At 74.0% G+C, this 21,025-nt stretch carries 26 protein-coding genes and 1 tRNA gene; 8 read left to right on the forward strand and 19 right to left on the reverse strand.

The features are described from left to right. Positions 1-64 precede the first annotated feature (64 nt). A complete protein-coding gene (locus J2S63_RS02305; protein WP_310298089.1) occupies positions 65-1,519 on the forward strand; it encodes an MFS transporter in 1,455 nt (484 codons plus the stop codon). 84 nt (positions 1,520-1,603) lie between these two features. Continuing rightward, the gene (locus tag J2S63_RS02310) at positions 1,604-2,074 is read left to right on the forward strand and encodes a hypothetical protein (RefSeq protein ID WP_310298091.1); all 471 of its coding nucleotides are present in this window, start codon (positions 1,604-1,606) and stop codon (positions 2,072-2,074) included. Positions 2,075-2,080: 6 nt separating this feature from the next. Here J2S63_RS02310 and J2S63_RS02315 read toward each other — a convergent pair whose 3' ends face one another. Continuing rightward, a complete protein-coding gene (locus J2S63_RS02315) occupies positions 2,081-3,757 on the reverse strand; it encodes a hypothetical protein (RefSeq protein WP_310298093.1) in 1,677 nt (558 codons plus the stop codon). A gap of 58 nt (positions 3,758-3,815) precedes the next feature. Between J2S63_RS02315 and J2S63_RS02320 the strand changes: the two genes are divergently transcribed. Next, the gene (locus tag J2S63_RS02320; RefSeq protein ID WP_310298095.1) at positions 3,816-4,055 is read left to right on the forward strand and encodes a hypothetical protein; all 240 of its coding nucleotides are present in this window, start codon (positions 3,816-3,818) and stop codon (positions 4,053-4,055) included. Between the two features lie 41 nt (positions 4,056-4,096). Here the strand turns inward: J2S63_RS02320 and J2S63_RS02325 are convergent, their stop codons facing one another. Further along, complete coding sequence (locus J2S63_RS02325) at positions 4,097-4,291, reverse strand: hypothetical protein (protein WP_310298097.1); 195 nt, start codon at positions 4,289-4,291, stop codon at positions 4,097-4,099. Positions 4,292-4,336: 45 nt separating this feature from the next. Here J2S63_RS02325 and J2S63_RS02330 point away from each other — a divergent pair, with 45 nt between their 5' ends. Then, complete coding sequence (locus tag J2S63_RS02330) at positions 4,337-4,912, forward strand: TetR/AcrR family transcriptional regulator (RefSeq protein WP_310298099.1); 576 nt, start codon at positions 4,337-4,339, stop codon at positions 4,910-4,912. 15 nt (positions 4,913-4,927) lie between these two features. On the opposite strand, the gene J2S63_RS02335 is transcribed toward J2S63_RS02330, so the two are convergent. The 6 genes from J2S63_RS02335 to J2S63_RS02360 all read right to left on the reverse strand — a co-directional run bounded on the left by J2S63_RS02335 (position 4,928) and on the right by J2S63_RS02360 (position 8,317). Next, a tRNA-Pro gene (locus tag J2S63_RS02335) sits at positions 4,928-5,001 on the reverse strand. A gap of 59 nt (positions 5,002-5,060) precedes the next feature. Continuing rightward, the gene (locus tag J2S63_RS02340; RefSeq protein WP_310298101.1) at positions 5,061-5,414 is read right to left on the reverse strand and encodes a DNA polymerase ligase N-terminal domain-containing protein; all 354 of its coding nucleotides are present in this window, start codon (positions 5,412-5,414) and stop codon (positions 5,061-5,063) included. Beyond that, positions 5,411-6,223 (reverse strand): SDR family NAD(P)-dependent oxidoreductase, encoded by an 813-nt coding sequence (locus J2S63_RS02345; RefSeq protein ID WP_310298103.1) that lies wholly within the window; start codon positions 6,221-6,223, stop codon positions 5,411-5,413. The genes J2S63_RS02340 and J2S63_RS02345 overlap by 4 nt, the downstream gene beginning before the upstream one ends. Beyond that, entirely contained in the window at positions 6,220-6,783 is a 564-nt protein-coding gene (locus J2S63_RS02350; protein ID WP_310298104.1) for a carboxymuconolactone decarboxylase family protein, read from the reverse strand. The genes J2S63_RS02345 and J2S63_RS02350 overlap by 4 nt, the downstream gene beginning before the upstream one ends. Continuing rightward, positions 6,780-7,688, reverse strand: coding sequence for an SDR family oxidoreductase (locus J2S63_RS02355; protein WP_310298106.1), 909 nt, complete (start codon positions 7,686-7,688; stop codon positions 6,780-6,782). Before J2S63_RS02355 ends, J2S63_RS02350 begins: the two co-directional genes overlap by 4 nt. Further along, positions 7,685-8,317 carry a TetR family transcriptional regulator gene (locus J2S63_RS02360; RefSeq protein WP_310298108.1) on the reverse strand — a complete coding sequence of 211 codons (633 nt, stop codon included), beginning with the start codon at positions 8,315-8,317 and terminating at the stop codon, positions 7,685-7,687. The genes J2S63_RS02355 and J2S63_RS02360 overlap by 4 nt, the downstream gene beginning before the upstream one ends. Positions 8,318-8,338: 21 nt before the next feature. Between J2S63_RS02360 and J2S63_RS02365 the strand changes: the two genes are divergently transcribed. After that, positions 8,339-9,703: an alpha/beta hydrolase gene (locus J2S63_RS02365; RefSeq protein ID WP_310298110.1), complete on the forward strand. Its 1,365-nt coding sequence runs from the start codon at positions 8,339-8,341 to the stop codon at positions 9,701-9,703. On the opposite strand, the gene der is transcribed toward J2S63_RS02365, so the two are convergent. Then, a complete protein-coding gene (der, locus tag J2S63_RS02370) occupies positions 9,704-11,035 on the reverse strand; it encodes a ribosome biogenesis GTPase Der (RefSeq protein WP_310298112.1) in 1,332 nt (443 codons plus the stop codon). Further along, positions 11,032-11,718, reverse strand: a complete 687-nt coding sequence (gene cmk, locus J2S63_RS02375) for a (d)CMP kinase (RefSeq protein WP_310298115.1) — start codon at positions 11,716-11,718, stop codon at positions 11,032-11,034. The genes der and cmk overlap by 4 nt, the downstream gene beginning before the upstream one ends. An 84-nt stretch (positions 11,719-11,802) precedes the next feature. Between cmk and J2S63_RS02380 the strand changes: the two genes are divergently transcribed. After that, the gene (locus tag J2S63_RS02380; RefSeq protein ID WP_310298119.1) at positions 11,803-12,456 is read left to right on the forward strand and encodes a hypothetical protein; all 654 of its coding nucleotides are present in this window, start codon (positions 11,803-11,805) and stop codon (positions 12,454-12,456) included. A 299-nt stretch (positions 12,457-12,755) separates the two neighbouring features. Here the strand turns inward: J2S63_RS02380 and J2S63_RS02385 are convergent, their stop codons facing one another. The 7 genes from J2S63_RS02385 to J2S63_RS02415 form a co-directional block, all read right to left on the reverse strand. Beyond that, entirely contained in the window at positions 12,756-13,823 is a 1,068-nt protein-coding gene (locus J2S63_RS02385) for a prephenate dehydrogenase (RefSeq protein WP_310298121.1), read from the reverse strand. After that, on the reverse strand, positions 13,820-14,203 hold the full coding sequence (gene aroH / locus J2S63_RS02390; RefSeq protein ID WP_310298124.1) for a chorismate mutase: 384 nt from the start codon (positions 14,201-14,203) through the stop codon (positions 13,820-13,822). The genes J2S63_RS02385 and aroH overlap by 4 nt, the downstream gene beginning before the upstream one ends. A gap of 68 nt (positions 14,204-14,271) precedes the next feature. Further along, positions 14,272-15,009 (reverse strand): pseudouridine synthase, encoded by a 738-nt coding sequence (locus J2S63_RS02395; RefSeq protein WP_310298126.1) that lies wholly within the window; start codon positions 15,007-15,009, stop codon positions 14,272-14,274. Then, positions 15,006-15,662, reverse strand: coding sequence for an SMC-Scp complex subunit ScpB (scpB, locus tag J2S63_RS02400; protein ID WP_310298129.1), 657 nt, complete (start codon positions 15,660-15,662; stop codon positions 15,006-15,008). The genes J2S63_RS02395 and scpB overlap by 4 nt, the downstream gene beginning before the upstream one ends. Continuing rightward, on the reverse strand, positions 15,659-16,591 hold the full coding sequence (locus tag J2S63_RS02405; protein ID WP_374725096.1) for a segregation and condensation protein A: 933 nt from the start codon (positions 16,589-16,591) through the stop codon (positions 15,659-15,661). The genes scpB and J2S63_RS02405 overlap by 4 nt, the downstream gene beginning before the upstream one ends. A 4-nt stretch (positions 16,592-16,595) precedes the next feature. Beyond that, positions 16,596-16,952 (reverse strand): hypothetical protein, encoded by a 357-nt coding sequence (locus J2S63_RS02410; protein ID WP_310298131.1) that lies wholly within the window; start codon positions 16,950-16,952, stop codon positions 16,596-16,598. Continuing rightward, positions 16,937-17,785, reverse strand: a complete 849-nt coding sequence (locus tag J2S63_RS02415; protein ID WP_310298134.1) for a ParA family protein — start codon at positions 17,783-17,785, stop codon at positions 16,937-16,939. The genes J2S63_RS02410 and J2S63_RS02415 overlap by 16 nt, the downstream gene beginning before the upstream one ends. A gap of 49 nt (positions 17,786-17,834) precedes the next feature. Between J2S63_RS02415 and J2S63_RS02420 the strand changes: the two genes are divergently transcribed. Next, positions 17,835-17,987, forward strand: coding sequence for a hypothetical protein (locus J2S63_RS02420; RefSeq protein ID WP_310298136.1), 153 nt, complete (start codon positions 17,835-17,837; stop codon positions 17,985-17,987). A 178-nt stretch (positions 17,988-18,165) separates the two neighbouring features. Next, positions 18,166-19,401: a vanadium-dependent haloperoxidase gene (locus J2S63_RS02425; protein ID WP_310298139.1), complete on the forward strand. Its 1,236-nt coding sequence runs from the start codon at positions 18,166-18,168 to the stop codon at positions 19,399-19,401. A 28-nt stretch (positions 19,402-19,429) separates the two neighbouring features. On the opposite strand, the gene J2S63_RS02430 is transcribed toward J2S63_RS02425, so the two are convergent. Next, positions 19,430-20,332, reverse strand: a complete 903-nt coding sequence (locus tag J2S63_RS02430; RefSeq protein ID WP_310306559.1) for a site-specific tyrosine recombinase XerD — start codon at positions 20,330-20,332, stop codon at positions 19,430-19,432. Between the two features lie 56 nt (positions 20,333-20,388). Further along, positions 20,389-21,024: an NUDIX domain-containing protein gene (locus J2S63_RS02435; RefSeq protein ID WP_310298142.1), complete on the reverse strand. Its 636-nt coding sequence runs from the start codon at positions 21,022-21,024 to the stop codon at positions 20,389-20,391. Between the last annotated feature and the right edge of the window lies 1 nt (position 21,025).

Here is a 21,025-nt window from a genome sequence, read left to right on the forward strand (position 1 = left end):
AACCGGAGCAACTCTCCGCATAAGTCTATCCCCGTCCCCCGGACCAGAACAGGACTGCACCTCCATGTCTTCCACCCTCGTCCCGCGCGCCCGGACGGCGGCGGCTCCGGGCGCGCCGGAGCGGGTCGACCGTCGCGACCCGGCGCTCGGCACCGCGATCGTCCTGGTCGCCCAGCTCATGCTCATCCTCGACGCCGCGGTCATGAACGTCGCGCTCCCCCAGATCGGCCACGACCTCGACTTCAGCCCCGCCGGGCTGTCGTGGGTGCTCAACGGCTACGGCCTCGCCTTCGGCGGGCTCCTCCTGCTCGGCGGACGGCTCGGCGACGTCCTCGGCCGCCTCCGCGTCTTCTGGACCGGCGTCGCGGTCTTCACCTTCTTCTCGCTGCTCGGCGGCTTCGCCACCACCGCCTGGGAGCTGGTCGCCGCGCGCGTCCTCCAGGGCGCCGGCGCGGCGCTGGCCGCCCCCTCGGTGCTCGCCCTGCTCACCACCTCGGCCAAGGACGCGACCGCCCGCAACCGCGCGCTCGCCCTCTTCGCCGCGGTGTCCTCCGGTGGCGCCACGCTCGGCTTGCTGCTCGGGGGCGTGGTCACCGACCTCGGCTCGTGGCGCTGGACGCTGTTCATCAACGTGCCGTTCGGGCTCGCGGTCCTGCTGACGGTGCGCCGTCACGTCGTGGAGACCGAGCGTCGTCCGGGACGCTTCGACGTGATCGGGGCGGTCGCCTCGACCGGCGCCGCGGTCAGCGTCGTGTGGGCGCTCATCGGCGCCCCCGAGCACGGCTGGGACTCGCTGCGCACCGTCGGCGGCCTCGCCCTCGGCGTGGTGCTGCTCGCCGTCCTGGTCGTCACCGAGGCCAAGGTCGCCCACCCCCTGCTGCAGCTCTCCCTCTTCCGCAGCCGCCACCGCGTCGCCGGCCTGCTCACGATGGCCACCCTGGTCGCCGCGCAGTTCCCCCTGTTCTTCCTCGGCGTGCAGTACCTCGAGGTGCAGCTCGGCTACGGGCCGGTCGCGACCGGACTGGCATTCCTGCCGGTCTCGCTGGGCATCTTCACGATGTCGCGCATCACCCCGCGGCTGGTGGCTCGCTTCGGCACCGCCCCGCTCATGGTGCTCGGCACGACCGGTGTCGGACTGAGCTCGCTGTGGCTGACCCAGCTGCCGGCGGGCGGCTCCTACGCCGCCACGGTGTTCCTCCCGTTCCTGCTCAACGGCCTCTCCGCCGGCCTCACCTTCATGCCGACGACCTTGACCGTGCTGGCCGACGTCGAGCCGGTGCACGCGGGCTCGGCCTCGGGACTCCTGCAGACCATGCAGCAGCTCGGCGGCGCGGTCGGCGTCGCCGTGGTCGCCAGCGTGTACGCCGCGCACCACGCCCCGGGTGCCGCGTTCGTCTCCGGGACGTCGGCTGCCTTCACCGTCTCGGCGCTCACCGCGACCCTCGCCGTCGCCGCGGCGCTGACGCTCCTGCTCCGCCGTACGCCGGCAGTGCCTGAGCGGAGCCCCCACCTGAGATAGGTGGGCGCCACACCCGGCTGCCCCGGTGGAGAGCTGGTCCGTCGGGGGCGGGAACCGCTCCCCCACGCAGGGCGTCACAGGAGCATGACCCGGCTCCTGCTCACCGCGCTCCTGCTCCTCCTCGCCGGCTGCGGCGCCCCCGCGGCCTCGACCCCCGCCACGGACGGCCCTGTCGTCACGGTGCTGGAGGTCTCACGCAGCGGCGGGCTGTGTGCGCAGGGCGCGTGCGCCCACCCGCACCTCGTGGTGCGGTCCGACGGGTCCTGGACGGTCACCGTGCCCTCGGGCCAGGACGGCGCCGAGCCCACGACCACGGAGGGCACGCTCACCGCCGCGCAGCGCGACGCGCTCGACGAGGGACGACGCGAGACGACCCTCGCCGACCACGAGCGACCCGAGCGGTCCTGCGCCTCGTGGGTCGACGGCTTCGACGTCGAGGTGCGGTGGCGTGCGGAGTCGGGCGAGCCGCACGAGGTCAGCAGCTGCGACCACGTCCTGTCTGCCCGGGACCCCCTGCTCGGACTGGCCAAGCAGCTGACCACGACGGCCGGCTGACGAGGGTCAGACCCAGGCGGACAGGTCGACCGGCTCCTCACCGGAGGTGGGTTCCGCCAGCTCGGCGCGGCGGGCCTCGAGGTGCTCGGCCCCCCGGCCCTGGATCTCGGCCGTGAGCTGGTCGAGGTGGAGCCGCGTGAGCTCGGGCTCGCCGTAGGAGAGGACGGTCCAGCGCTCGTCGTCCCCGGTGTGGTGGACCACCGACTCGTCGTCACTGACGTGCACCAGGTCGCGCACGTCCTCGAGCGGCCACTCCTGCTGGCCGTCGCCGATGAGCACCAGCCGCTCGCCGGTGACCAGCAGGGCACCCTCCGACGTGGTGACGTGGTCGGCGGGGCCGGAGCCCTGCGACTCGTAGACCGTCGCGACCGTCATGTGCCGCACGATCTCGCCCGGGTGCGGCACGAAGCCCGGCAGCGACCCGACGTCCCAGCCGGCGGTGACGCCGTACAGGAAGTCGCTGACCACCGAGGCCCGGCCCTGCCAGGCGTCGTGCACCGCCACCTGCTCGGCCTGGTGCTCACGTCGCGCCAGGTCGGCGGCCTCGAGCCGGCGCCGCTCGCGACGGGTGGAGACGGTGGGGGCGACGAGTCCGAAGAGCCACTTGAGGAGCAGCGGCACGAGGAAGACCGCGAGGATGCCGCCGACCGCGACCCCCAGCCCGGTCAGCACGATCAGCCAGATCGGGGTCGGGTCCGTGGCGACGCTGGCCTCGGCGCTCCGCTTCACGGTGCGGTCGTACTGGTCCGTCGCCACGACCTCGAGGCGGTAGGTGCCCGCGTCGACGTCCCGGGAGATGGTGGTCTCCTTCTCCTTGGCCGTGAACGTCCCGGCCTCGGCGGTCACGCCGTCCGCGGAGGTCAGCGTCCACCTCACCTCGACCCCGGGCTCGGTGCGCACCGTCGCGACCACGCTGCCCCCTGCGGCGGCGCGGCTGTCGGTGTCGAGCCCCAGCAGGGGCGGGGTGGTGTCGACCTCGAACGCGTCGACCCTCCCGACCCCCCGGCGGCCCTGGCTGTCGCGCACCGTGACGCTCATCCCGCCGTAGGTGTCGTCGGGCAGTCGGACGCGCACCAGAGCCTTGCCGCCCTTCAGCGTGAAGTCCTTGGGCGCGGCCCCCGACATCGTGACCCTGCCCGTCCTGGAATTGGGGGTGGCGCTCACGCGCACCACCTGGACGTGCGTCGTCGGCTTGCTGACCAGCTCGGCGCCCACCGCCAGGGACGGGATCCGGACGTCGAGCCGGCGGCTGCGCCGGGCGACGTTGCCGACGTCGTCGACGGCCTCCACGGCGACGTCGTGCGCCCCGTTGCCGAGGTCGAGCCAGCGCTTGACCGCGCTCGACTCCGCGGTGCCCTCGGCGACCACGCCACCGTCGACCAGGACCTGGTAGGACGCACCGGCCGCGGTCCGGAACCGCACCGTCGTGCGGGTGTCCTCCCGGGTGCCCGGCGTCCATGTCGCGCGGCTCAGCCGCGGCGGATCGGCATCGGCCTCGGCGGTGAACCCCGCGGGCCTGCTGGTGTTGCCGGCCTTGTCGGTGGCCCGCGCGGCGTAGGAGTGGGCGCCCGTGCTGGTCGTCCAGCTCAGCGTCACCGAGCCCCCGGTCGCCCGCCCGGACGCCACGACCGCGCCCTGCTCGCGCACGACGACGTCGGAGCCCTTCTCGGCGCCGATGGTCACCGTGACCCGTCCGTCAGCCCCCTGCTGGGGGGTGCCGACCTGCGGAGTCCCCGGAGCCTTGCGGTCCGGCTTCTTCTTCGGCTTCGGCTTCGGCGTAGGGGTCGGCGTGGCCGTCGGCCCGCTCGTGGGCGTCGGCGACGAGGCCGGCCCCGGCGGTCCGGGGGTGCCGGGGGCGGACCACGCGGGGACCGCGCCGCTCAGCGGCAGCAGCACCGCGACGGCAGCCGTCGCCGCCACCCGCGTCGCGCTCCGCGACCAGCTCCACCTGCGCACGGCCCCTCCTGCTCCCGACGTCTGACACCCACGGTAAAGAGTGCAGCCACGCGCGGCAAAAACGTCTCAGGCCGCGCGGTCCTCGTGGCCCGGCCCGTGCGGGTGCGCTTCGTCGCGAGGCACCTCGCGCAGGAACGCCGGGGCCGGGTCCGTCCGGCGCTGGTCGGCCAGGTACATCCAGGTCACCGCGCCGAAGGTCGTGCCGTAGGCCACCAGCGCCACCACGATCAGCAGCAGCGTGGCGGCGATCGAGTCCGTCATAACGCCCTCCTCATGTTTCGATACATCTAGTGTAGCGTTATCTGCGTGCCAGATGTTCCCGCCGTACGACGACCCGGCCGCCCGCGTGAGGCGTCGGTCGACCGCCGGCTCGTCGAGGCGGTGCTCGCCCTCGTGCGCGAACGCGGGCCGCGAGCGGTGACCATCGCCGCGGTCTCCGCCCGGAGCGGGGTCGCGCGGACGACGGTCTACCGCCGCTTCCCCGACCGGCGGGCGCTGCTGGTGGCCGCCCTCTCCCCCTTGACGGACCGGGGCGCGCCCCCGCAGGACCTCCCGGTGAGGGGCAAGCTGGCCTGGTTCCTCGCCGCGACCGACGAGGTCCTCCACCGCGGCATCGGCCCCGGCGGGATCGCCGCACTGCTCACCGAGGACGACCCCGACTTCACCTCCGTGCTGCGCGAGGCCCTCGAGGCCGGGCTGGCGCCGGTGCGGTCGGAGATGGCAGCCGACATGGCGGAGGGCCGCCTCGCTCTCCGGGACCCGGACCTCGTCCTCGACCTGCTCCTGGGGCTGCACCTCGCGCGGCGGCTCCGCGGAGTCGCGGCGGTGGCGGGAGACGACAAGACCGCCGAGCAGCTCGAACAGCTGCTGGGCGGTCGCTGACCTGCCGATCTTCTGTCGGGCTGACAGGATTTGAACCTGCGACCCCTTGACCCCCAGTCAAGTGCGCTACCAAGCTGCGCCACAGCCCGTGGCGTCCCCGGCGACGAGGACCGGAGCACATTATCGCAGCGCCGCGGCGGCTTCCGCGTCAGGGTCGGGGCTGCTCGCGGGTCCGCTTGAGCAGCCAGTCCTCCCCCGTGTCGATCAGCGCGTAGCGCACGCTGTCCTCTCGACCGTGCAGCACGAACAGCAGCCGCCGTTCGTTGCTCCCGACGTCCTCCCACCAGCCGATGTCGGCGATGGACTTGTCCGCGTCGGTGTAGGTCAGGTGGTCCAGGTCGTGGTCGGGCACGGCGATCGCGAGCCGCTGGTCCCGGGCGGTGGGCGGGAGACCGCGCGGGACGGCCCAGGAGCGCAGCACCCCCTCCATCTCCAGGCGCAGGTCGAAGTGGGGTCGCGGCTTGCGATGGTCGTGCAGGACGAACGCAGGCCGGTCGGTCATCGGTTGAGGGCCGGGTGGGCGCGACGCAGGAGCGTGACCAGCGCGCGCGTGGGCGCGACCTGGGCGACCGTGGCGGCCACCCGGTTGGCGATGCCCGGGATGGCGTGGAGGCGGCCCTTGTCGAGGGCGTCGAGACCCACGCGCGCCACCTCGGCCGTCGGCACCCACATCACCGAGGGCAGCGCCTTGTCGAACTCGTGCGGCGTGAAGCCCGCCCGCTCACCGAACCCGGTCTCCACCGGCCCCGGGCACAGGCAGGTCGCGGTGACCCCCGTCCCGTGCAGCTCCCCGGCCAGCGACTGGGTGTAGGACAGGACGAACGCCTTGCTGCCGCCGTACGCCGCCTGGCCGGGCAAGGGCTGGAAGGCGGCGGTGGAGGCGACGTTGAGGATCGCGCCGCGCCCTCGCGCGACCATGCCCGGCAGGAAGCGGGTGCAGAGGTCGGCCACCGCGACGACGTCGAGCTCGACCATCGCCATCTCCTCCTCGGGGTCGGCCTCGTGGACCAGCCCGAGCGTGGACCAGCCCGCGTTGTTGACCAGCACGTCGACGGTGACCCCGAGCGCCTCCGCCCGGTCGAGCAGCTCGGCCCGCGTGGCCCGGTCGGAGAGGTCGCCGGCGAGCACGTGCGCCACGCCTCCGTCGGCGCGCAGCTCCTCGGCGAAGGCCTCGAGCCTGTCCTCCGAACGGGCGACGAGGATGACGCCGTGGCCGCGGCGCACCAGCTCGCGTGCGATCTCCGCGCCGATGCCGGACGACGCCCCCGTCACGAGGCAGGCGCGGTCGGGAGCGGGAGCGGGGATCGTCATGAGCCGACCCTAGAGCCGGCCCTCGAGCGGGGGCGGTCGGGCTGGACACGCAGTGTCCCGAGCGTGGTCGCGAGCATCTCGTAGTGGCCGACGAGCATCACCAGCTCGACCAGCGTCGCCTCGTCGTACGACGCCCGCAGGTCGGCCCACACCTCGTCGCCGAGGTCGCGCGTCTCGTGCAGCTCGTCGACCGCGCGCAGGAGCAGGTCGTCCGGGCCGGACCACCCGGACAGCTCCGGCTGCTGGGCCCGCTCGACCTCCTCGGCGCTCAGCCCGGCGCGGCGGCCGAGCCGGCGGTGCTGGGTGAGCTCGTACTCGCTGCCGCAGCGGGTCGCCACCCGCAGGATCACCAGCTCGGCCTCGCGGCGAGGCAGCCGCCCGCCGGGCATGAGCGTGCCGGCGAAGTGCAGCCACCCCCAGAACAGGCGCCGCTGCCTCCCCAGGGTGAGGAACACCGCGGGCGGCTCGGTGCCGGTGACCCGGCCGGCCAGCCGGGCGAACCCGGCGACGAGGAGGCCGACGTCGCGACGGGTGCCGGGCTCGATCCGCGGGGTGCTCATCGCGACGCCACCAGGTCCGAGCGGCGCGCCCGTCGTACGTCGGGCAGGACGCGGTTGGCGCCGACGTTCATCACCCGCATCGCCAGGACGTACGCCGGCGGGCAGACCCGCTGGAGCAGGTGGACCAGCCGGATGTCGTTGCTCGTGTAGACCCAGTAGCGGTTGTGCCGCACGCCGCGCAGGATCGACTCGGCTGCCTCCTCCGGCGTCACCGCCCGCTTGCGGAAGCGCGCGTGCGCCTTGAGGAACGCCGGGCTGGCCTTGTCGACCCCGGCGATCCGCACGGTCTCGGTCAGCGGGGTCGCGACCCCACCGGGGCACACCAGGCTGACGCCGATGCCGTACGCCGCGAGGTCGAACCGCAGCACCTCGGAGACCCCACGGAGCCCGAACTTGGACGCGGAGTAGGCCGCGTGCCAGGGCATCCCGATGATCCCGGCGGCGGACGAGACGTTGACGACGTGGCCGCCCCGACGGCCGTCGACCATCGCGGGCACGAGGGTCTCCAGCACGTGGATGGGCCCCATCAGGTTGACGTCGACGAGGCGGCGCCAGTCCTCGTGCTCGAGCCCGGAGACCGTGCCCCACGTGGAGATGCCGGCGACGTTGAGCACGAGGTCCATCGGGCCGGAGGCGTCGGTGACCCGCTGGGCCAGCGCGCGGACGGCCTCGTAGTCGGAGACGTCGACCGGCTCCGCCACGACGACCTCGGCCCCCCGCGCCCGCAGCCCGGAGGCGACCTCCGCGAGCAGCGGGGCGTTGACGTCGGTCAGGTGCAGCCTGGCACCGTCGGCGGCCAGCTGCTCGGCGACCGCGCGACCGATGCCGCTGGCGGCGCCGGTGACGAACACCGACGCCCCGCGGAAGTCGCGGAAGCGTCGGACTCGTGAGCGGAAGGGGTTCATGCATCCTCCTCGGGAGCGGTGACGAGTCCTGACAGGACCCGGAGAAGCGTGTCGCGGGTGATCAGCGGCCCGGCGGCACCGACCTGCTCGAGCCCGAGCCCGTTGACCAGGGCGACCAGCACGGTGGCAGCCTCCTCGGCGGGCACGGCGAGGGCGAGGCCGGCGGCGGCGACCTCGGCTGCGAGCCGCGCGGCCATGGACGCGACCAGCCGTCGTCGTACGACGGCCACGCGGGCGGCGGTGTCGCGGTCCTGCGACGCGGCGGCGCGGAACTCGGCGAAGACGAGGCCCGCCCGGTCTCCGCGGGTCAGCCCGAGGAGGCCGTCGACGAGGTCGTCCAGGCTCACCGTGCCGGTGCGGCCGGGGACCGAGAGCTGCTCGACCCGAGCGGTGGCCTCCTGCTCGACGAGTGCGAGGAAGAGGTCCTCCTTGCCGCCGAAGTTGGAGTAGAGGGCGCCCTTGGTGAACCCGGCCCGCGACGCGATCTCGGTGGTGGAGGCCTGGTGGTAGCCGTGCTCGAGGAAGACCTCGGCCGCCGCGCCCAGCACCCGGGCGCGCACGTCCTCCCTGGTCGGTCGCACCCGCTCGCGGGTCTTGCCCTCCGCCGGGCCGGCGCTTACCTTCTGCATGTGGATACCGATGGTATGGAGTTGCGACGTCCCCCGTCCAGTGCGACCGCGGTGATCGTCCTGACCCTGCTGGCCGCCGCGCTGGCCCTCACCGGCCAGCCCCCGGCGCGAGCCGTCCAGTCCGCCCGCCCCGCCTGGGCGACCTCGGGGCAGGGACTCACCGTCCGGTCCGCCGAGCGCGTCGACCGCCGGCTGGTGCGGCTGGTCGTGTCGACCAGGGCCCTGTCCCAGCCGGTCCGCGTCAACGTCCTCCTCCCCCGCGGCTACGCCGGCAGCGGGCGTCGCTATCCCGTGCTCCACCTCCTGCACGGCACCAGCGGCGGGGCGGACGACTGGGTCCGCAACGGCGAGGTACGCCGGGCCACCGCCCGCCGCGACGTCATCGTGGTGATGCCGGACGGCGGCTACGACTCCAACGGCGGCGGCTGGTGGACCGACTGGGTCGACCAGCACACGTCCCTCGGTGCGGCGAGGTGGGAGACCTTCCACGTCCGGCAGCTGGTGCCGTGGGTCGACGCCCACCTGCGCACCGTCCCGCGGCGCGGGGCGCGGGCGATCGCCGGGCTCTCCCAGGGAGGGTTCGGCTCGTTCAGCTACGCCGCCCGCCACCCCGACCTCTTCGTGTCCGCCGCCTCGTTCTCCGGCGCACCCGACATCGCCCGTGCGCCCGCGGCCCGCACCCTCGGCGCGACGATCGTCGGCGGCATCATGACCGGCCTCAACCACGTCCAGCCCAACGCGCCGTTCGGCGACCCGGTGAGCGATGCGGTCGTCTGGCGCGGCCACAACCCGGCCAGCCTGGTCACCAACCTGCGGCACACGGACCTGCGGCTGTGGACCGGCGACGGCACCAACGGCCCGTACGACGACCCCGCGAGCGACCCGTCCTTCGCGACGCCCGACCCGATCGAGACGATGACCCACCGGTCCACGCTCTACTTCACCGAGGCCGCGACCACCGACCACGTCGCCTACCGGCTGACCGACTACGGCCCCGGCCGGCACCGTTGGCCCTACTGGGCTCGCGACCTCCGCCAGTACCTCCCGTCGCTGACGCGGGTCTTCGCCGAGCACCGGGGCCGCCCCGCGGTCGTCGGCTACCGCAGCATCGACCGCCGCTACGCCCAGTGGGGCTGGAGCGTCCGGGTCGACCGCACCGAGGTCCAGCGCTTCAGCGGCCTCTCCCGCGCCGGGCGAGGGGGCTTCACCTTCTCCGGGTCCCGAGCGGCGACGGTCCGCACGGCCCGCCTCTACGTCCCCCGCCGGGCGTACGCCGTGCGCGTCGGCAGCGGGCGGGTGCGGCACCTGCGCGCCGACGCTCGCGGCCGGCTGACCGTGGGGGTCCCGGCGCGCACCGGGCCGGTCAGGGTGACGGTGCGCCGCTGATCAGCGCCGCTTGCGCTTCTCGCGAGGCTTGACCTGGATGTGGACGGGCGTGCCCACGAAGCCGAAGTCCTCGCGCAGCCGCCGCTCGACGTAGCGGACGTAGGACGCCTCGAGCGGGCCGGAGGTGAACAGCACGAAGGTTGGCGGTGCGGTCGAGGCCTGCGTGCCGAACAGGATCCGCGACTGCTTGCCGCCCCGGACCGGGTGCGGGTGCTCGGCGACGAGACGGCCGAGGAACGCGTTGAGCTGGCCGGTCGTCACCCGGGTCTCCCAGCCGGCGAGGGCGGCGTCGAGGGCGGGCACGAGCTTGTCGACGTGCCAGCCGGTGCGGGCGGTGATGTTGACCCGCGGCGCCCACTGCACCCGGACCAGGTCGCGCTCGACCTCGCGGTCGATGTAGTAGCGACGCTCCTCGTCGACCAGGTCCCACTTGTTGAACGCGATCACCAGCGCGCGGCCCTCCTCGGCCACGGAGGTGATGATGCGCTGGTCCTGCTCGCTCAGCGGCTGGGAGGCGTCGACGACCATGACGCACACCTCGGCGCGCTCGATCGCGGCGCTGGTGCGCAGCGAGGCGTAGTACTCGTGGCCGGAGGCCTCCTTGACCCGCTTGCGGATGCCGGCGGTGTCGATGAAGCGCCACAGCCGGCCGCCCAGGGTCACCAGCTCGTCGACCGGGTCCACGGTCGTGCCGGCGACGTTGTCGACGACGACGCGGTCCTCCTTGGCCAGCTTGTTGAGCAGGCTGGACTTGCCGACGTTGGGCTTGCCGACGATCGCGACGCGACGCGGTCCGCCGGCCTCGGGGTCGGTCTCGGGCGGGGCGTCGGGCAGCGCCGCCAGCACCGCGTCGAGCATGTCGCCCGAGCCGCGGCCGTGCAGCGCCGAGACGGCGTAGGGCTCGCCCAGCCCGAGGTTCCACAACGCGGCGGCCTCGGCCTCCTGGCGCAGGTCGTCGACCTTGTTGGCCACGAGCACGACCGGCTTGCCGGCCTTGCGCAGGATGCGCACGACCGCCTCGTCCGCGTCGGTGATGCCGATCGTGCCGTCGACCACGAACAGGACGGCGTCGGCCACCGAGACCGCGATCTCGGCCTGGGCCGCGATGCGCTCGGCGAGGCCGCGCGCGTCCGGGTCCCAACCGCCGGTGTCGACGACGGTGAACGCGCGGCCGTTCCAGTTGGCGTCGTAGGAGACGCGGTCGCGGGTGACGCCCGGGACGTCCTGCACCACCGCCTCGCGGCGACCGATGATCCGGTTGACCAGGGTGGACTTGCCCACGTTGGGGCGGCCCACGACCGCCAGGACCGGTGCGCCGGCGACCGCTGTCATGATCCCGCCTTCTCGACCAGCCCGACGACGAGGTCGATGACCTCGTCGAGGGTGAGGTCGGTGGTGTCGATGTGGACCGCGCCGTCGGCCATGGTGAGGGGCGCGGTCGCCCGGCCCGAGTCGATCCGGTCACGCTCACGCAGCCCGGCCTCGGCCGAGGCCGCGTCACCGAGGTGGGCGTGCTCGGCGATGCGGCGACGTGCCCGGGCGGCGGGGTCGGCGGAGAGGTAGACCTTGACCTCGGCCTGGGGCCACACCACCGAGCCGATGTCACGGCCCTCCACGACGATCCCGCCCCCACCGATCAGCTCGCGCTGGAGCTGCAGCAGGCGCTTGCGGACCTCGGGCACCGTGCTGACCGGGCTCACCGCCGCGGTCACCTCGGCGGAGCGGACGGCTGCCGAGGCGTCGGCACCGTCCACGGTGATCGTCGGGTCGGAGGGGTCGGTGCCCGACACGATCGCCGGCTCAGCGCACCGCGCCGCCACGGCCGCGGCGTCGTGCACGTCGACGCCGTGCTCGAGCATGAACCACGTCATCGCGCGGAACTGCGCACCGGTGTCGAGGTAGCGCAGCCCCAGCCGTGCGGCCACGCCGCGGCAGGTGCTCGACTTGCCGGAGCCGGAGGTGCCGTCGACGGCCACCACCACGGACTCGGGTCGGCTCTGTGGGGCGCTGGACACGCGCGTCACTCCCAGAAGGGTCGTCGGAAGGGGAACGCCCGATTCTACCGGCGCCAGCCGGGTGCCCCGACCTACCATCCTCGGATGGAGTGGATCCTGCTGCTTGCTCTCGGGGCCGGCGCTGCCGGCGCAGGCCGGCGCCTCGTCGTACGCCGGGGCGCGCGACGCGACGCCCGGGCCGAGCTGGCCGGCGTACGCCACCTCGCGGAGGAGGACGTCGTCGTGTTCGGCGAGGAGCTCCAGCGCCTCGACGAGGTGGTCGGGGACCATCCGCTCGACGCCGACGCACGTCGGGACTACCAGACCGCCCTCGACGCCTACGAGTCCGCGCAGCGAGCCGTCGAACGGCTCGAGGAGGTCGCGCAGGTCAGCCGGGTCGCCGACGTGCTGACGACCGGGCGCTACGCGCTCGCGTGCGTCCGCGCCCGGGTCGAGGGCACGCCGATGCCGGCGATGCGCACCCCGTGCTTCTTCAACCCGCAGCACGGACCGGCCGCGACCGAGGTGCTGTGGACGACCGGCCGTCTGGGGACCAAGCGCGTCCCCGCCTGCTCCCAGTGCTCGGCACGCGTCGCCAACCGCGAGACCCCCGAGGTGCGGACGGTCTACGACGGCTCGACCACGGTGCCCTACTGGGAGGCCGGCGCGGCCTACGAGCCCTACCGCAGCGGCTACGTCGTGGCCGACCTCGCCCGCGCGATGCGCGCCGGCTACGGCGGCGGTGGGGGCGCGTTCTGAGCCGGTCGTCCGGACCGGGACCAAGGCACCGACCCGCCCCCACCGGCCAGGAACGTGTCCACGATGCCCGGACCCCCGAGGAGCTGGTCGCGGCGCTCGGGGTGCTCGCCGCGGGGCGGCAGCGTCTCGCGCACGTGGAGGCGTACGTCGCGGGTGAGCCTCGCCCGGAGGACCGACCCGCGTGCTTCTTCGACTCCGCCCACGGCCCGTCGACCGCTACCTCGTGGGGTACTTCCACCGACGGGAGACGGCCTGCGGCGGCTTCGTCCCCTGAGCAGCCGCGGTCCCGGCGGGACGGTTCAGCCGTGGACCGACCAGCCCCGCTCCCCCAGCGAGTGCACCAGCACGGCGGCGGCGGACTCGGCCACCACGAGCTCCACCTGACCGACCGGACGGCCCGGGTCGTGGTCGATCCGGACGTCCTCGATGTTGACCTCGCTGCGACCCACGTCGCCGAACAGTCGCCCGAGCTCGCCCGGGTGGTCCGGCAGGGCGACGTACACCGACGCCGTGGCGACGGCAGGCCCGCCGTGCTTGCCCGGGATCGCCGCCGTGCCCGCGACCCCGCTGGACAGCAGCGAGGACACCGCCGGGCGGGCGTCGGAGTCGAGCGCCTCGAGCATGCGGTCGAGGTCCTCGCGCACCTCGCGCAGCAGCCCGGCCACGGCACCGCGGTTGGCGGTGAGGATCTGCTCCCACAGCGCCGGGTCGCCGGCCGCGATGCGGGTGACGTCGCGGACCCCCTGACCCGAGAGCGCCAGGTGGTCCGCCGGCGCCTGAGCGAGACGGCCGGCCACGAGCGCGGCCATCACGTGGGGCACGTGGGAGGTGCGCGCGACGGCCTCGTCGTGAGCCTCGGGCGAGAACGTGAACGCCTGCGCGCCGCAGGCCCGCACCAGCGCGGTCACCGCGTCGACGGCCTCGGGCGAGGACGTGGCGTGCGGGGTCACCGCCCAGGGACGGCCGTCGAACAGCGTCGCGGCCGCGGCCAGCGGACCGGACCGCTCGCTGCCGGCCATCGGGTGGCTGCCGACGTAGCGCCTCAGGTCCTCCGCGCCGACGGACGCCGCGACCTCCGCGAGCGGTGCCGACTTGACGCTGCCGACGTCGGTCACGACGCCGGCGGTCTGATGCAGAGCCGCGACCACGGCGGACCCCACGTGGTCGGGGGGTACGGCGACCACGACGAGCCGCGCCGCCGACCGGTCCACGACCGGGACGCCGGCACCGAGCCCGGTCGCGGTGCGCAGGTGCTCGGGGTTGAGGTCGTCGAGCCACACCTCGACCCCCTGCGCCCGCAGGGCGAGGCCGAGCGAGGTGCCGAGCAGCCCGCAGCCGACCACGAGCACCGGCCCGGGGACGCTCACGAGTCGGGCACCTCGCGCACGCGCGCCAGGTCGCGCCGCAGGTGCGCCGCCCCGTGCAGATAGACGTGGGTGACCTCCGACCGGGTCAGGTGGGTCTCGACGTGGGCGAGCATCCGCACCACCCGGGGCATCGATCCCTCGATCTCCAGCTCGCGGGCGCAGATCAGCGGCACGTCGTCGAAGCCGAGCTGCCGCGCGGCGTACGCCGGGAACTCCGAGACCAGGTCGCTGGTCGCGGTGAACACGATGCTGATGAAGTCGTCGACGGTGAGGCCGTTGGCCTGCATCACGTCGGAGACCATCTCGGCGACCCGCTCGAGCATGTGCTCCCGGGAGTCGTGCTCCAGCTGGGTCGCGCCCCGCACCGCCCGCACGCGCACGGCTGCCTCCTGACTGATCGCCCCGGCCCGACCGACCCCGACCGGGTCACCCTAGTCGCGCGCCGACCTCACAGCCGCGCCGCGTCCAGCAGGGTGCCGAGCTCGTCGCTGGTGAGGTCACGCATCTGCCCCGGCTTGAGGCCGCGGAGCACGACGGGCCCGACGACGGTCCGGGTCAGCCGGGTGACCGGGTGCCCGACCTCGTCCATCAGCTTGCGCACGATGCGGTTGCGCCCCTCGTGGATGGTGAGCTCGACGATCGACCGGTCGCGGGCGGTCGACAGCACCTTGGCGCGGTGCACCTCGACCGGCTGCCCCTCGACCGGCACCCCCGCCTCGAGCCGCTTGACCAGGTCGCGCTCGGCCACCCCGCTCACCTCGGCGACGTAGGTCTTCTCCAGCTCGTACGACGGGTGCGCGACCCGCTGGGCGAAGTCGCCGTCGTTGGTGAGCAGGATCAGCCCCTCGGTCTCGGTGTCGAGCCGGCCCACGTGGAAGAGCCTCTCGGGCCGGTCGGCGACCAGGTCGCCCAGCGTGCGGCGACCCTGCGGGTCCGACATCGTGGAGACGACCCCGCGCGGCTTGTTGAGCGCGAGGTAGACGTGCTCGCTGACCGGCGGCAGCCGCCTGCCCTCGACGCGGATGACCGCGGTGCGGGGATCGACCTTGGTGCCGAGGCGGGTGACCACCTCGCCGTCGACCTCGACGAGCCCGTCGAGCATGAGCTCCTCGCACTTGCGCCGCGAGGCGACGCCGGACTGGGCCAGCAGCTTCTGCAGCCGGACCAGGTGCTCGTCCTCGCTCATGCCTCCTCGAGGTCGACCTCGGCGACCGGCTCGGCCGGCGCGGCCTCCTCCAGCACCTCGGGGTGGTCGAGGTCCTCCAGGTCGGCCATCTCGGGCAGGAAGGGCGCGAGCTCGGGCAGGTCGGACAACGCCGTGATGCCGATGCGCTCGAGGAAGTAGCCGGTCGTGCGGTAGAGCGTGGCGTGGGTCTCCAGGTCGTGCCCGGCCTCCTCGACCAGTCCGCGGGTGACCAGGGTGCGCATGACGCCGTCGACGTTGACCCCACGGATCGCCGAGACCCGGGCGCGGCTGACCGGCTGCTTGTAGGCCACGACCGCGAGCGTCTCGAGGGCAGCCTGCGTCAGCCGGGTCTGCTGGCCGTCGGTGACGAACCGCTCCACCACGGGGGCGAGGGCGTCGCGGGTGTAGAACCGCCAGCCACCGGCCACGTTGCGCAGGTCGAAGCCGCGCCCCTGCTCGTCGTACTCCGCGGAGAGGGCGGCGAGCTCCTGGCGCACCCGCTCGGGCGGGTAGCCGACCGCGGTGGCGAGGGTCAGGTGGTCCAGCGGCTGGTCGGCCACCATGAGCACCGCCTCGAGGGCCGGGCGCAGCTCCGCCAGGGGGACCTCGAGCATCTCCTCGAGCTCCTCGAGCTCCTCGCTGCTCACCGTCATGCCTGCTCCTCCTCGTCGGGCTCGTCGGCCGGCTCGTCGCCGCCCTCGGGCTCGCCGTCGAACTCGTCGGTGATCTCGACCTCGGTGTCGTCGGTCCCGGTCCACCGCACCGTCAGCTCGCCGAGCGGCGTCACCTGGTCGAAGCCGACCACGCCCTCCCGGAACAGCTCGAGCAGCGCGAGGAAGCGGGCCACCCTGGTCATCACGTCGGCACCGTCGGAGCACAGCGACCGGAAGGTCGCCGTGCCGTGGGTGCGCAGCCGCGACACCATGATGCCCGCCTGCTCGCGCACGCTCACGGTCGGGGCGTGCAGGTGGTCCAGCGTGACCGTGGGCGGCGCCGGCTTGGGCGACATCGCCTTGGCGGCCAGGGCGGCGAACTCCTCCAGCCCCAGACCGATCAGCACCTCGGGCAGCAGGGTGGCGTAGCGCTCCTCCAGCCCGACGGACCGCGGGTGACGCAGCGCCTCGGCCTGCAGGCGCTCCTCGAGCACGGAGGCGACCTGCTTGAACGCGCGGTACTGCAGCAGCCGCGCGAACAGCAGGTCGCGCGCCTCGAGCAGGGCGAGGTCCTCCTCGTCCTCGACCTCCGCCTTGGGCAGCAGCCTGGCTGCCTTGAGGTCGAGCAGGGTCGCGGCGACCAGGAGGAACGACGAGGTCTGCTCCAGGTCGTCCGCGGCGGCCGCGCCCGACCGGATGTGCGCGATGAACTCGTCGGTCACCTGCGACAGCGCGACCTCGGTGATGTCGAGCTTGTGCTTGGCGATCAGGCTCAGCAGGAGGTCGAAGGGCCCCTCGAAGTTGGCCAGCGTGAGCATGAAGCCGCCGGTCGGCTCCTGCTCCAGCACGAGGTCGGGCCCGTCCGCGGGCCCAGCCACCGGCTCGGACGGCTCCTCGGTGCTCACCGGCGGCTCCAGCGTCGTGGTCACGCGGTCAGTCCTGCGCCAGGCGGGCGACCAGCGCGCTGTCGGCCCCGTGCTGGTCGAGGTCGGCCAGCGCCATGGCGATGGCCGCGCGCACGATGCGACCGCGGTCGACGCCGAGCCCGTGGTGGCGGCGCAGCTCGAGCCGTGCATGCTCCAGGTCGAGCAGCTCGTCGGAGGTGACGTAGACAGTCATCTTCTCGTCGTGCTTGACCCGGCCCGAGGACTGGCGTCCCTTCGAGGAGCCGGGCGTCTCGACCGGCTCCTCGACGACCGCGACCGCCGGCTCGGCCGGGACCGCGGCCGCCGGCGGGGGCACCGCGGTCGGCCGGAAGATGTCGTCGGGGACCGTCAGACGTCGAGGCACCGGGCCAGCACCTCCTTGGCGAGCGTGCGGTAGGACTCCGCGCCCGCCGACGTGCCGGCGTACGTCGTGATCGGCTCGCCGGCGACCGTGGAGTCGGAGAACTTCACGGTGCGGCGGATGACGGTGTGGAACACGTCGTCGCCCCAGGCCTCGACCAGCCGCTGCATGACCTCGCGGCCGTGCAGGGTGCGCCCGTCGAACATGGTGCCGAGCACGCCGTCGATCTTCAGGCGCGGGTTGAGCCGCTCCTGCACCTTGTCGATGGTGTTCTTGAGCAGCGCGACGCCGCGCAGGGCGAAGTACTCGCACTCCAGCGGCACGATGACGCCGTCGGCGGCGGTCAGGGCGTTGACCGTGAGCAGGCCGAGCGAGGGCTGGCAGTCGATGAGGATCACGTCGTAGGCGTTGATCGCGTCCTGGAGCACCCGCGACAGCGTCTGCTCGCGGGCGACCTCGTGGACCAGCTGCACCTCGGCGGCGGAGAGGTCGATGTTGGAGGGCAGCAGGTCGACGCCCTCGACGTGCGTGGGCACGACCACGTCCTCGAGCGACACGTCGCGCTGCATGAGCAGGTTGTAGACGGTCATGTCCATGGTGTGCGGGTTCATCCCGAGGCCCACCGAGAGCGAGCCCTGCGGGTCGAAGTCGACCAGGAGCACCTTGCGGCCGTGCTCGGCCAGCGCGGCACCGAGGTTGATCGTGGTCGTGGTCTTGCCGACCCCGCCCTTCTGGTTGCACATCGCGATGATGCGCGCGTTGCCGTGGATGCCGATCGGCCGCGGCTCGGGCAGGTCGGGCCAGGGACGCCCGGTCGGGCCGGTCTCACCGGGCACCGGTCCGGAGGGCGCCGTCCGCGGGCGAGGGGTGGTGGCCGGCGCCTGCGTGACAGGCGCTGCGGCGACCGGCGCTGCCGGTGCCGGTGCTGCGGCGACCGGCGCTGCCGGTGCCGACGGTGCCGACGGCGCCGACGGTGCCGACGGCGCGGGGACCCTCACCATCGGAGGCATGGTCGGGGCGCTGGACCCCGAGGAGTAGGAGGAGCCGAAGATCCCAAATCCCTGGTCTGCCACGTCAGCCTGCTCTCGTCGTACCGGTCGGACGACTCGAAACTAGGTCGGCGGACTGGTCCGGGACGGACGCCACGCCGTAGACATGTCGACATTTTGTCGGACGCCGAGGCACCCCCACCGGCTCGCCCACGGAAGGAGCCACCATGTCCCGCAGCCCCCGAACCCGAGTCCTCGCCCCGGCCGCCTGCCTCTGCCTGGCCTGGTCGGCGGTCGCGCTCACCCCGGCGGTGAGCGCGTCCGCGGAGACCGGCGACGCTCGAGCCCGCGTCGTCCGCGACTGGAACGCGATCGCGGTCCGCACGATCGCGACCGAGGCCGCCCTGGGCCCGCCCCCGGCCCAGCTCCACCTCGGGCTCGTCTCCTCCGCCGTGTACGACGCGGTCACCCACGCGCCCCCTGGCCGGGCGTCGGTGAGCGCGGCGGTGGCGACCGCGGCGCACGACGTGCTGTCGGCGTCCTTCCCCGGCGCGGCCGGCCACCTCGACGCCGACCTGGCCACGACCCTGGCCGCCGTGCCGGACGGACCTCTCGAGGACCGGGGCGTCGCGGTCGGTGCAGCCGCGGCGGACCGCCTGCTGGCCTCCCGCGCGCCGCTGAGCACCAGCATCACCCTGCCGGTCGACCCCGCCCCCGGCCCCGGTGAGTGGCGCCCGACTCCCCCGGCGTTCGCGCCCATGGCGTTCGCCTGGCTGGGCTTCGTCGACCCGCTGCTGCTGCCGTCCCCGACGAGCATCGACGTGGGCGGGCCCGACGCGATCACGAGCACGGAGTACGCCGCGGACGTGGACGAGGTGCGGCGGATCGGCAGGCTCGACAGCACCGACCCGGACGCCGACGCCGCCAACGGGCACTTCTGGAACGCGCCCGTGGGCGTCGTGTTCAACACCGCCCTGCGCGAGTGGGCGGACCGGAGCGGTCTCGGGGCACGCGCGACCGCGCGCATGTTCGCCCTGCTCAACATGACCACGGCCGACGCGATCATCACCTGCTGGCGGATGAAGTACGACCACAGGTTCTGGCGGCCGATCACCGCGGTCCGCGAGGCCGACACGGACGGCAACGACGCCACCACCGCAGTCCCGACGTGGTCGCCCGTGGTCGCCACCCCGCCGTACCCGGAGTGGCCGACCGGACACGGCTGCCTGACCAGCAGCTTCGTGCGGGGACTGACCCGCCTGACCGGGTCGGACGCCATCGACCTCGACATCTCCAACCCCGTGACGGGCGAGACCCGGCACTACTCGAGCGCCGCGGCGTTGAGGCGGTCGGCGTTCATCAGCCGGATCCAGCTCGGCATCCACTTCCGTGACGCCATGGAGGACGGCTACCGGGTCGGCCGGATCGCCTCCGACCGCGGGTTCGCGGCGTTCGACCGCTGAGGCCGGCGCACCCCGCGGGCCCCGCAGCTCAGCCCAGGGCCCGCGGGTGCGCGGTCGCGTAGACCTCGCGCAGCCCGTCGACGGTGACCAGCGTGTAGACCTGCGTCGTGGTGACCGAGGCGTGCCCGAGCAGCTCCTGCACGACCCGGACGTCCGCACCGCCCTCGATCAGGTGGGTGGCGAAGGAGTGCCGCAGCGTGTGCGGCGAGACCTCCGCGGTGGCGCCGGCGCGGTCGGCCGCGCGGACCAGCACCGCCCACGCGCTCTGCCGCGAGAGCCGTCCACCGCGGGAGTTGAGGAACACCGCCGGCGTGCCCGACCCGGCGGTGACCAGGTCCCGCCGCGCACGCACGAGGTAGGCCGAGAGCGCCTCGCGCGCCATCGAGCCGAACGGGACGACCCGCTCCTTGCTGCCCTTGCCGCGCAGCCGCACGGCCGCCGACTCCAGGTCGAGGTCGTCGACGTCGAGACCGACCGCCTCGGAGATCCGCGCCCCGGAGGAGTACAGCAGCTCCAGCAGCGCGCGGTCGCGCAGCGCCAGGACCGTGCCGGGCGCACCGGCGGCGTCGAGGATGCGCTCGATGTCGGCCAGGGGCAGTGCCTTCGGCAGCCGCTTGGCCGGTGCCGGCGGGCGTACGCCGGCGGCGGGGTCCGCCTCGGTCCACCCGTCGCGCACGGCGAAGCGGTGCAAGCCGCGGACCGCGACGACCGCCCTCCCCGCGCTCGCGGCCGAGAGCGGCGGGTGGTCCGCGTCGCCCTCGCGCAGGTGCATGAGGAACTCCGAGACCGACGACTCCCCCACCCCGGCCAGGTCGGTGACGCCGCGGCCGGCGAGGAAGGCGGCGTAGCGCCGCAGGTCGCGTCGGTACGACGACAGCGTGTTCGGGGCGAGCCCGCGCTCGACGGCGAGGTGGTCGAGGTAGGTCCGCAGCGCGCGCTGGACGGCCGTCGGCCCGGTCGGGCCCGCGGGGGCGGCGACCTCGGCGGTCACGACGCGGTGTCCCGGTGGCGCCGGTCCAGCAGGACGTGGGTCAGGACGGCGACGGCGAGCGGCCCGTCGGTCAGTCGACGCTCGAGGACGGCGTCGACCAGGTCGTCGAACGGCACCCAGTGGACCGTCATGTCGGCCTCCTCGTGCTCCGGCTCGAAGCCGCCGCGGTCGGGCACGGCGCGCAGGCCCTGGGCGAGGTAGACCTCGATCAGCTCCGCGCTGATCCCGGGCGAGGTGTGCATCGACGACAGGTGCGTCCAGTGGCCCGCCTCGAGCCCCGCCTCCTCCAGCAGCTCGCGCTGCGCGGCCACCAGCGGGTCCTCGCCGGGGACGTCGAGCAGCCCGGCGGGGAGCTCGACCATGCGGCGGCCGATCGGGTGGCGGTACTGCCGGAGCACCAGCGCCCGCCCGTCCTCGTCCAGGGCCAGCACGACGACCGCGCCGGGGTGCTCGACGACGACGCGGCCGAACTGCTCGGCGTGCCCAGGTCGGCTGATCTCGTCCCGGCGTACGGCGAAGGGGGCGCTCCCGCGCCAGATGTCGGCCGAGGCGTGCACGGGCCAGACCTGCGGCTCGTCGACCAGGTCGGGGGCGCCGAGCTCGGTCGTCCCGTCCCCGAGGTGCGCGGTCACG

The sequence above is a fragment of the Nocardioides marmoribigeumensis genome (assembly GCF_031458325.1).
Taxonomy (GTDB): Bacteria; Actinomycetota; Actinomycetes; order Propionibacteriales; family Nocardioidaceae; genus Marmoricola_A; species Marmoricola_A marmoribigeumensis.

Coding starts and splice junctions, on each gene's coding strand:
- J2S63_RS02360 (WP_310298108.1), bottom strand. CDS start 8,317: ATGCAGAAGGTAAGCGCCGGCCCGGCGGAGGGCAAGACCCGCGAGCGG.
- der (WP_310298112.1), bottom strand. CDS start 11,035: ATGACAGCGGTCGCCGGCGCACCGGTCCTGGCGGTCGTGGGCCGCCCC.
- J2S63_RS02395 (WP_310298126.1), bottom strand. CDS start 15,009: ATGAGCGAGGACGAGCACCTGGTCCGGCTGCAGAAGCTGCTGGCCCAG.
- J2S63_RS02305 (WP_310298089.1), top strand. CDS start 65: ATGTCTTCCACCCTCGTCCCGCGCGCCCGGACGGCGGCGGCTCCGGGC.
- J2S63_RS02380 (WP_310298119.1), top strand. CDS start 11,803: ATGGAGTGGATCCTGCTGCTTGCTCTCGGGGCCGGCGCTGCCGGCGCA.
- J2S63_RS02310 (WP_310298091.1), top strand. CDS start 1,604: ATGACCCGGCTCCTGCTCACCGCGCTCCTGCTCCTCCTCGCCGGCTGC.
- J2S63_RS02425 (WP_310298139.1), top strand. CDS start 18,166: ATGTCCCGCAGCCCCCGAACCCGAGTCCTCGCCCCGGCCGCCTGCCTC.
- J2S63_RS02345 (WP_310298103.1), bottom strand. CDS start 6,223: ATGACGATCCCCGCTCCCGCTCCCGACCGCGCCTGCCTCGTGACGGGG.
- J2S63_RS02350 (WP_310298104.1), bottom strand. CDS start 6,783: ATGAGCACCCCGCGGATCGAGCCCGGCACCCGTCGCGACGTCGGCCTC.
- scpB (WP_310298129.1), bottom strand. CDS start 15,662: ATGACGGTGAGCAGCGAGGAGCTCGAGGAGCTCGAGGAGATGCTCGAG.
- J2S63_RS02340 (WP_310298101.1), bottom strand. CDS start 5,414: ATGACCGACCGGCCTGCGTTCGTCCTGCACGACCATCGCAAGCCGCGA.
- J2S63_RS02355 (WP_310298106.1), bottom strand. CDS start 7,688: ATGAACCCCTTCCGCTCACGAGTCCGACGCTTCCGCGACTTCCGCGGG.
- J2S63_RS02325 (WP_310298097.1), bottom strand. CDS start 4,291: ATGACGGACTCGATCGCCGCCACGCTGCTGCTGATCGTGGTGGCGCTG.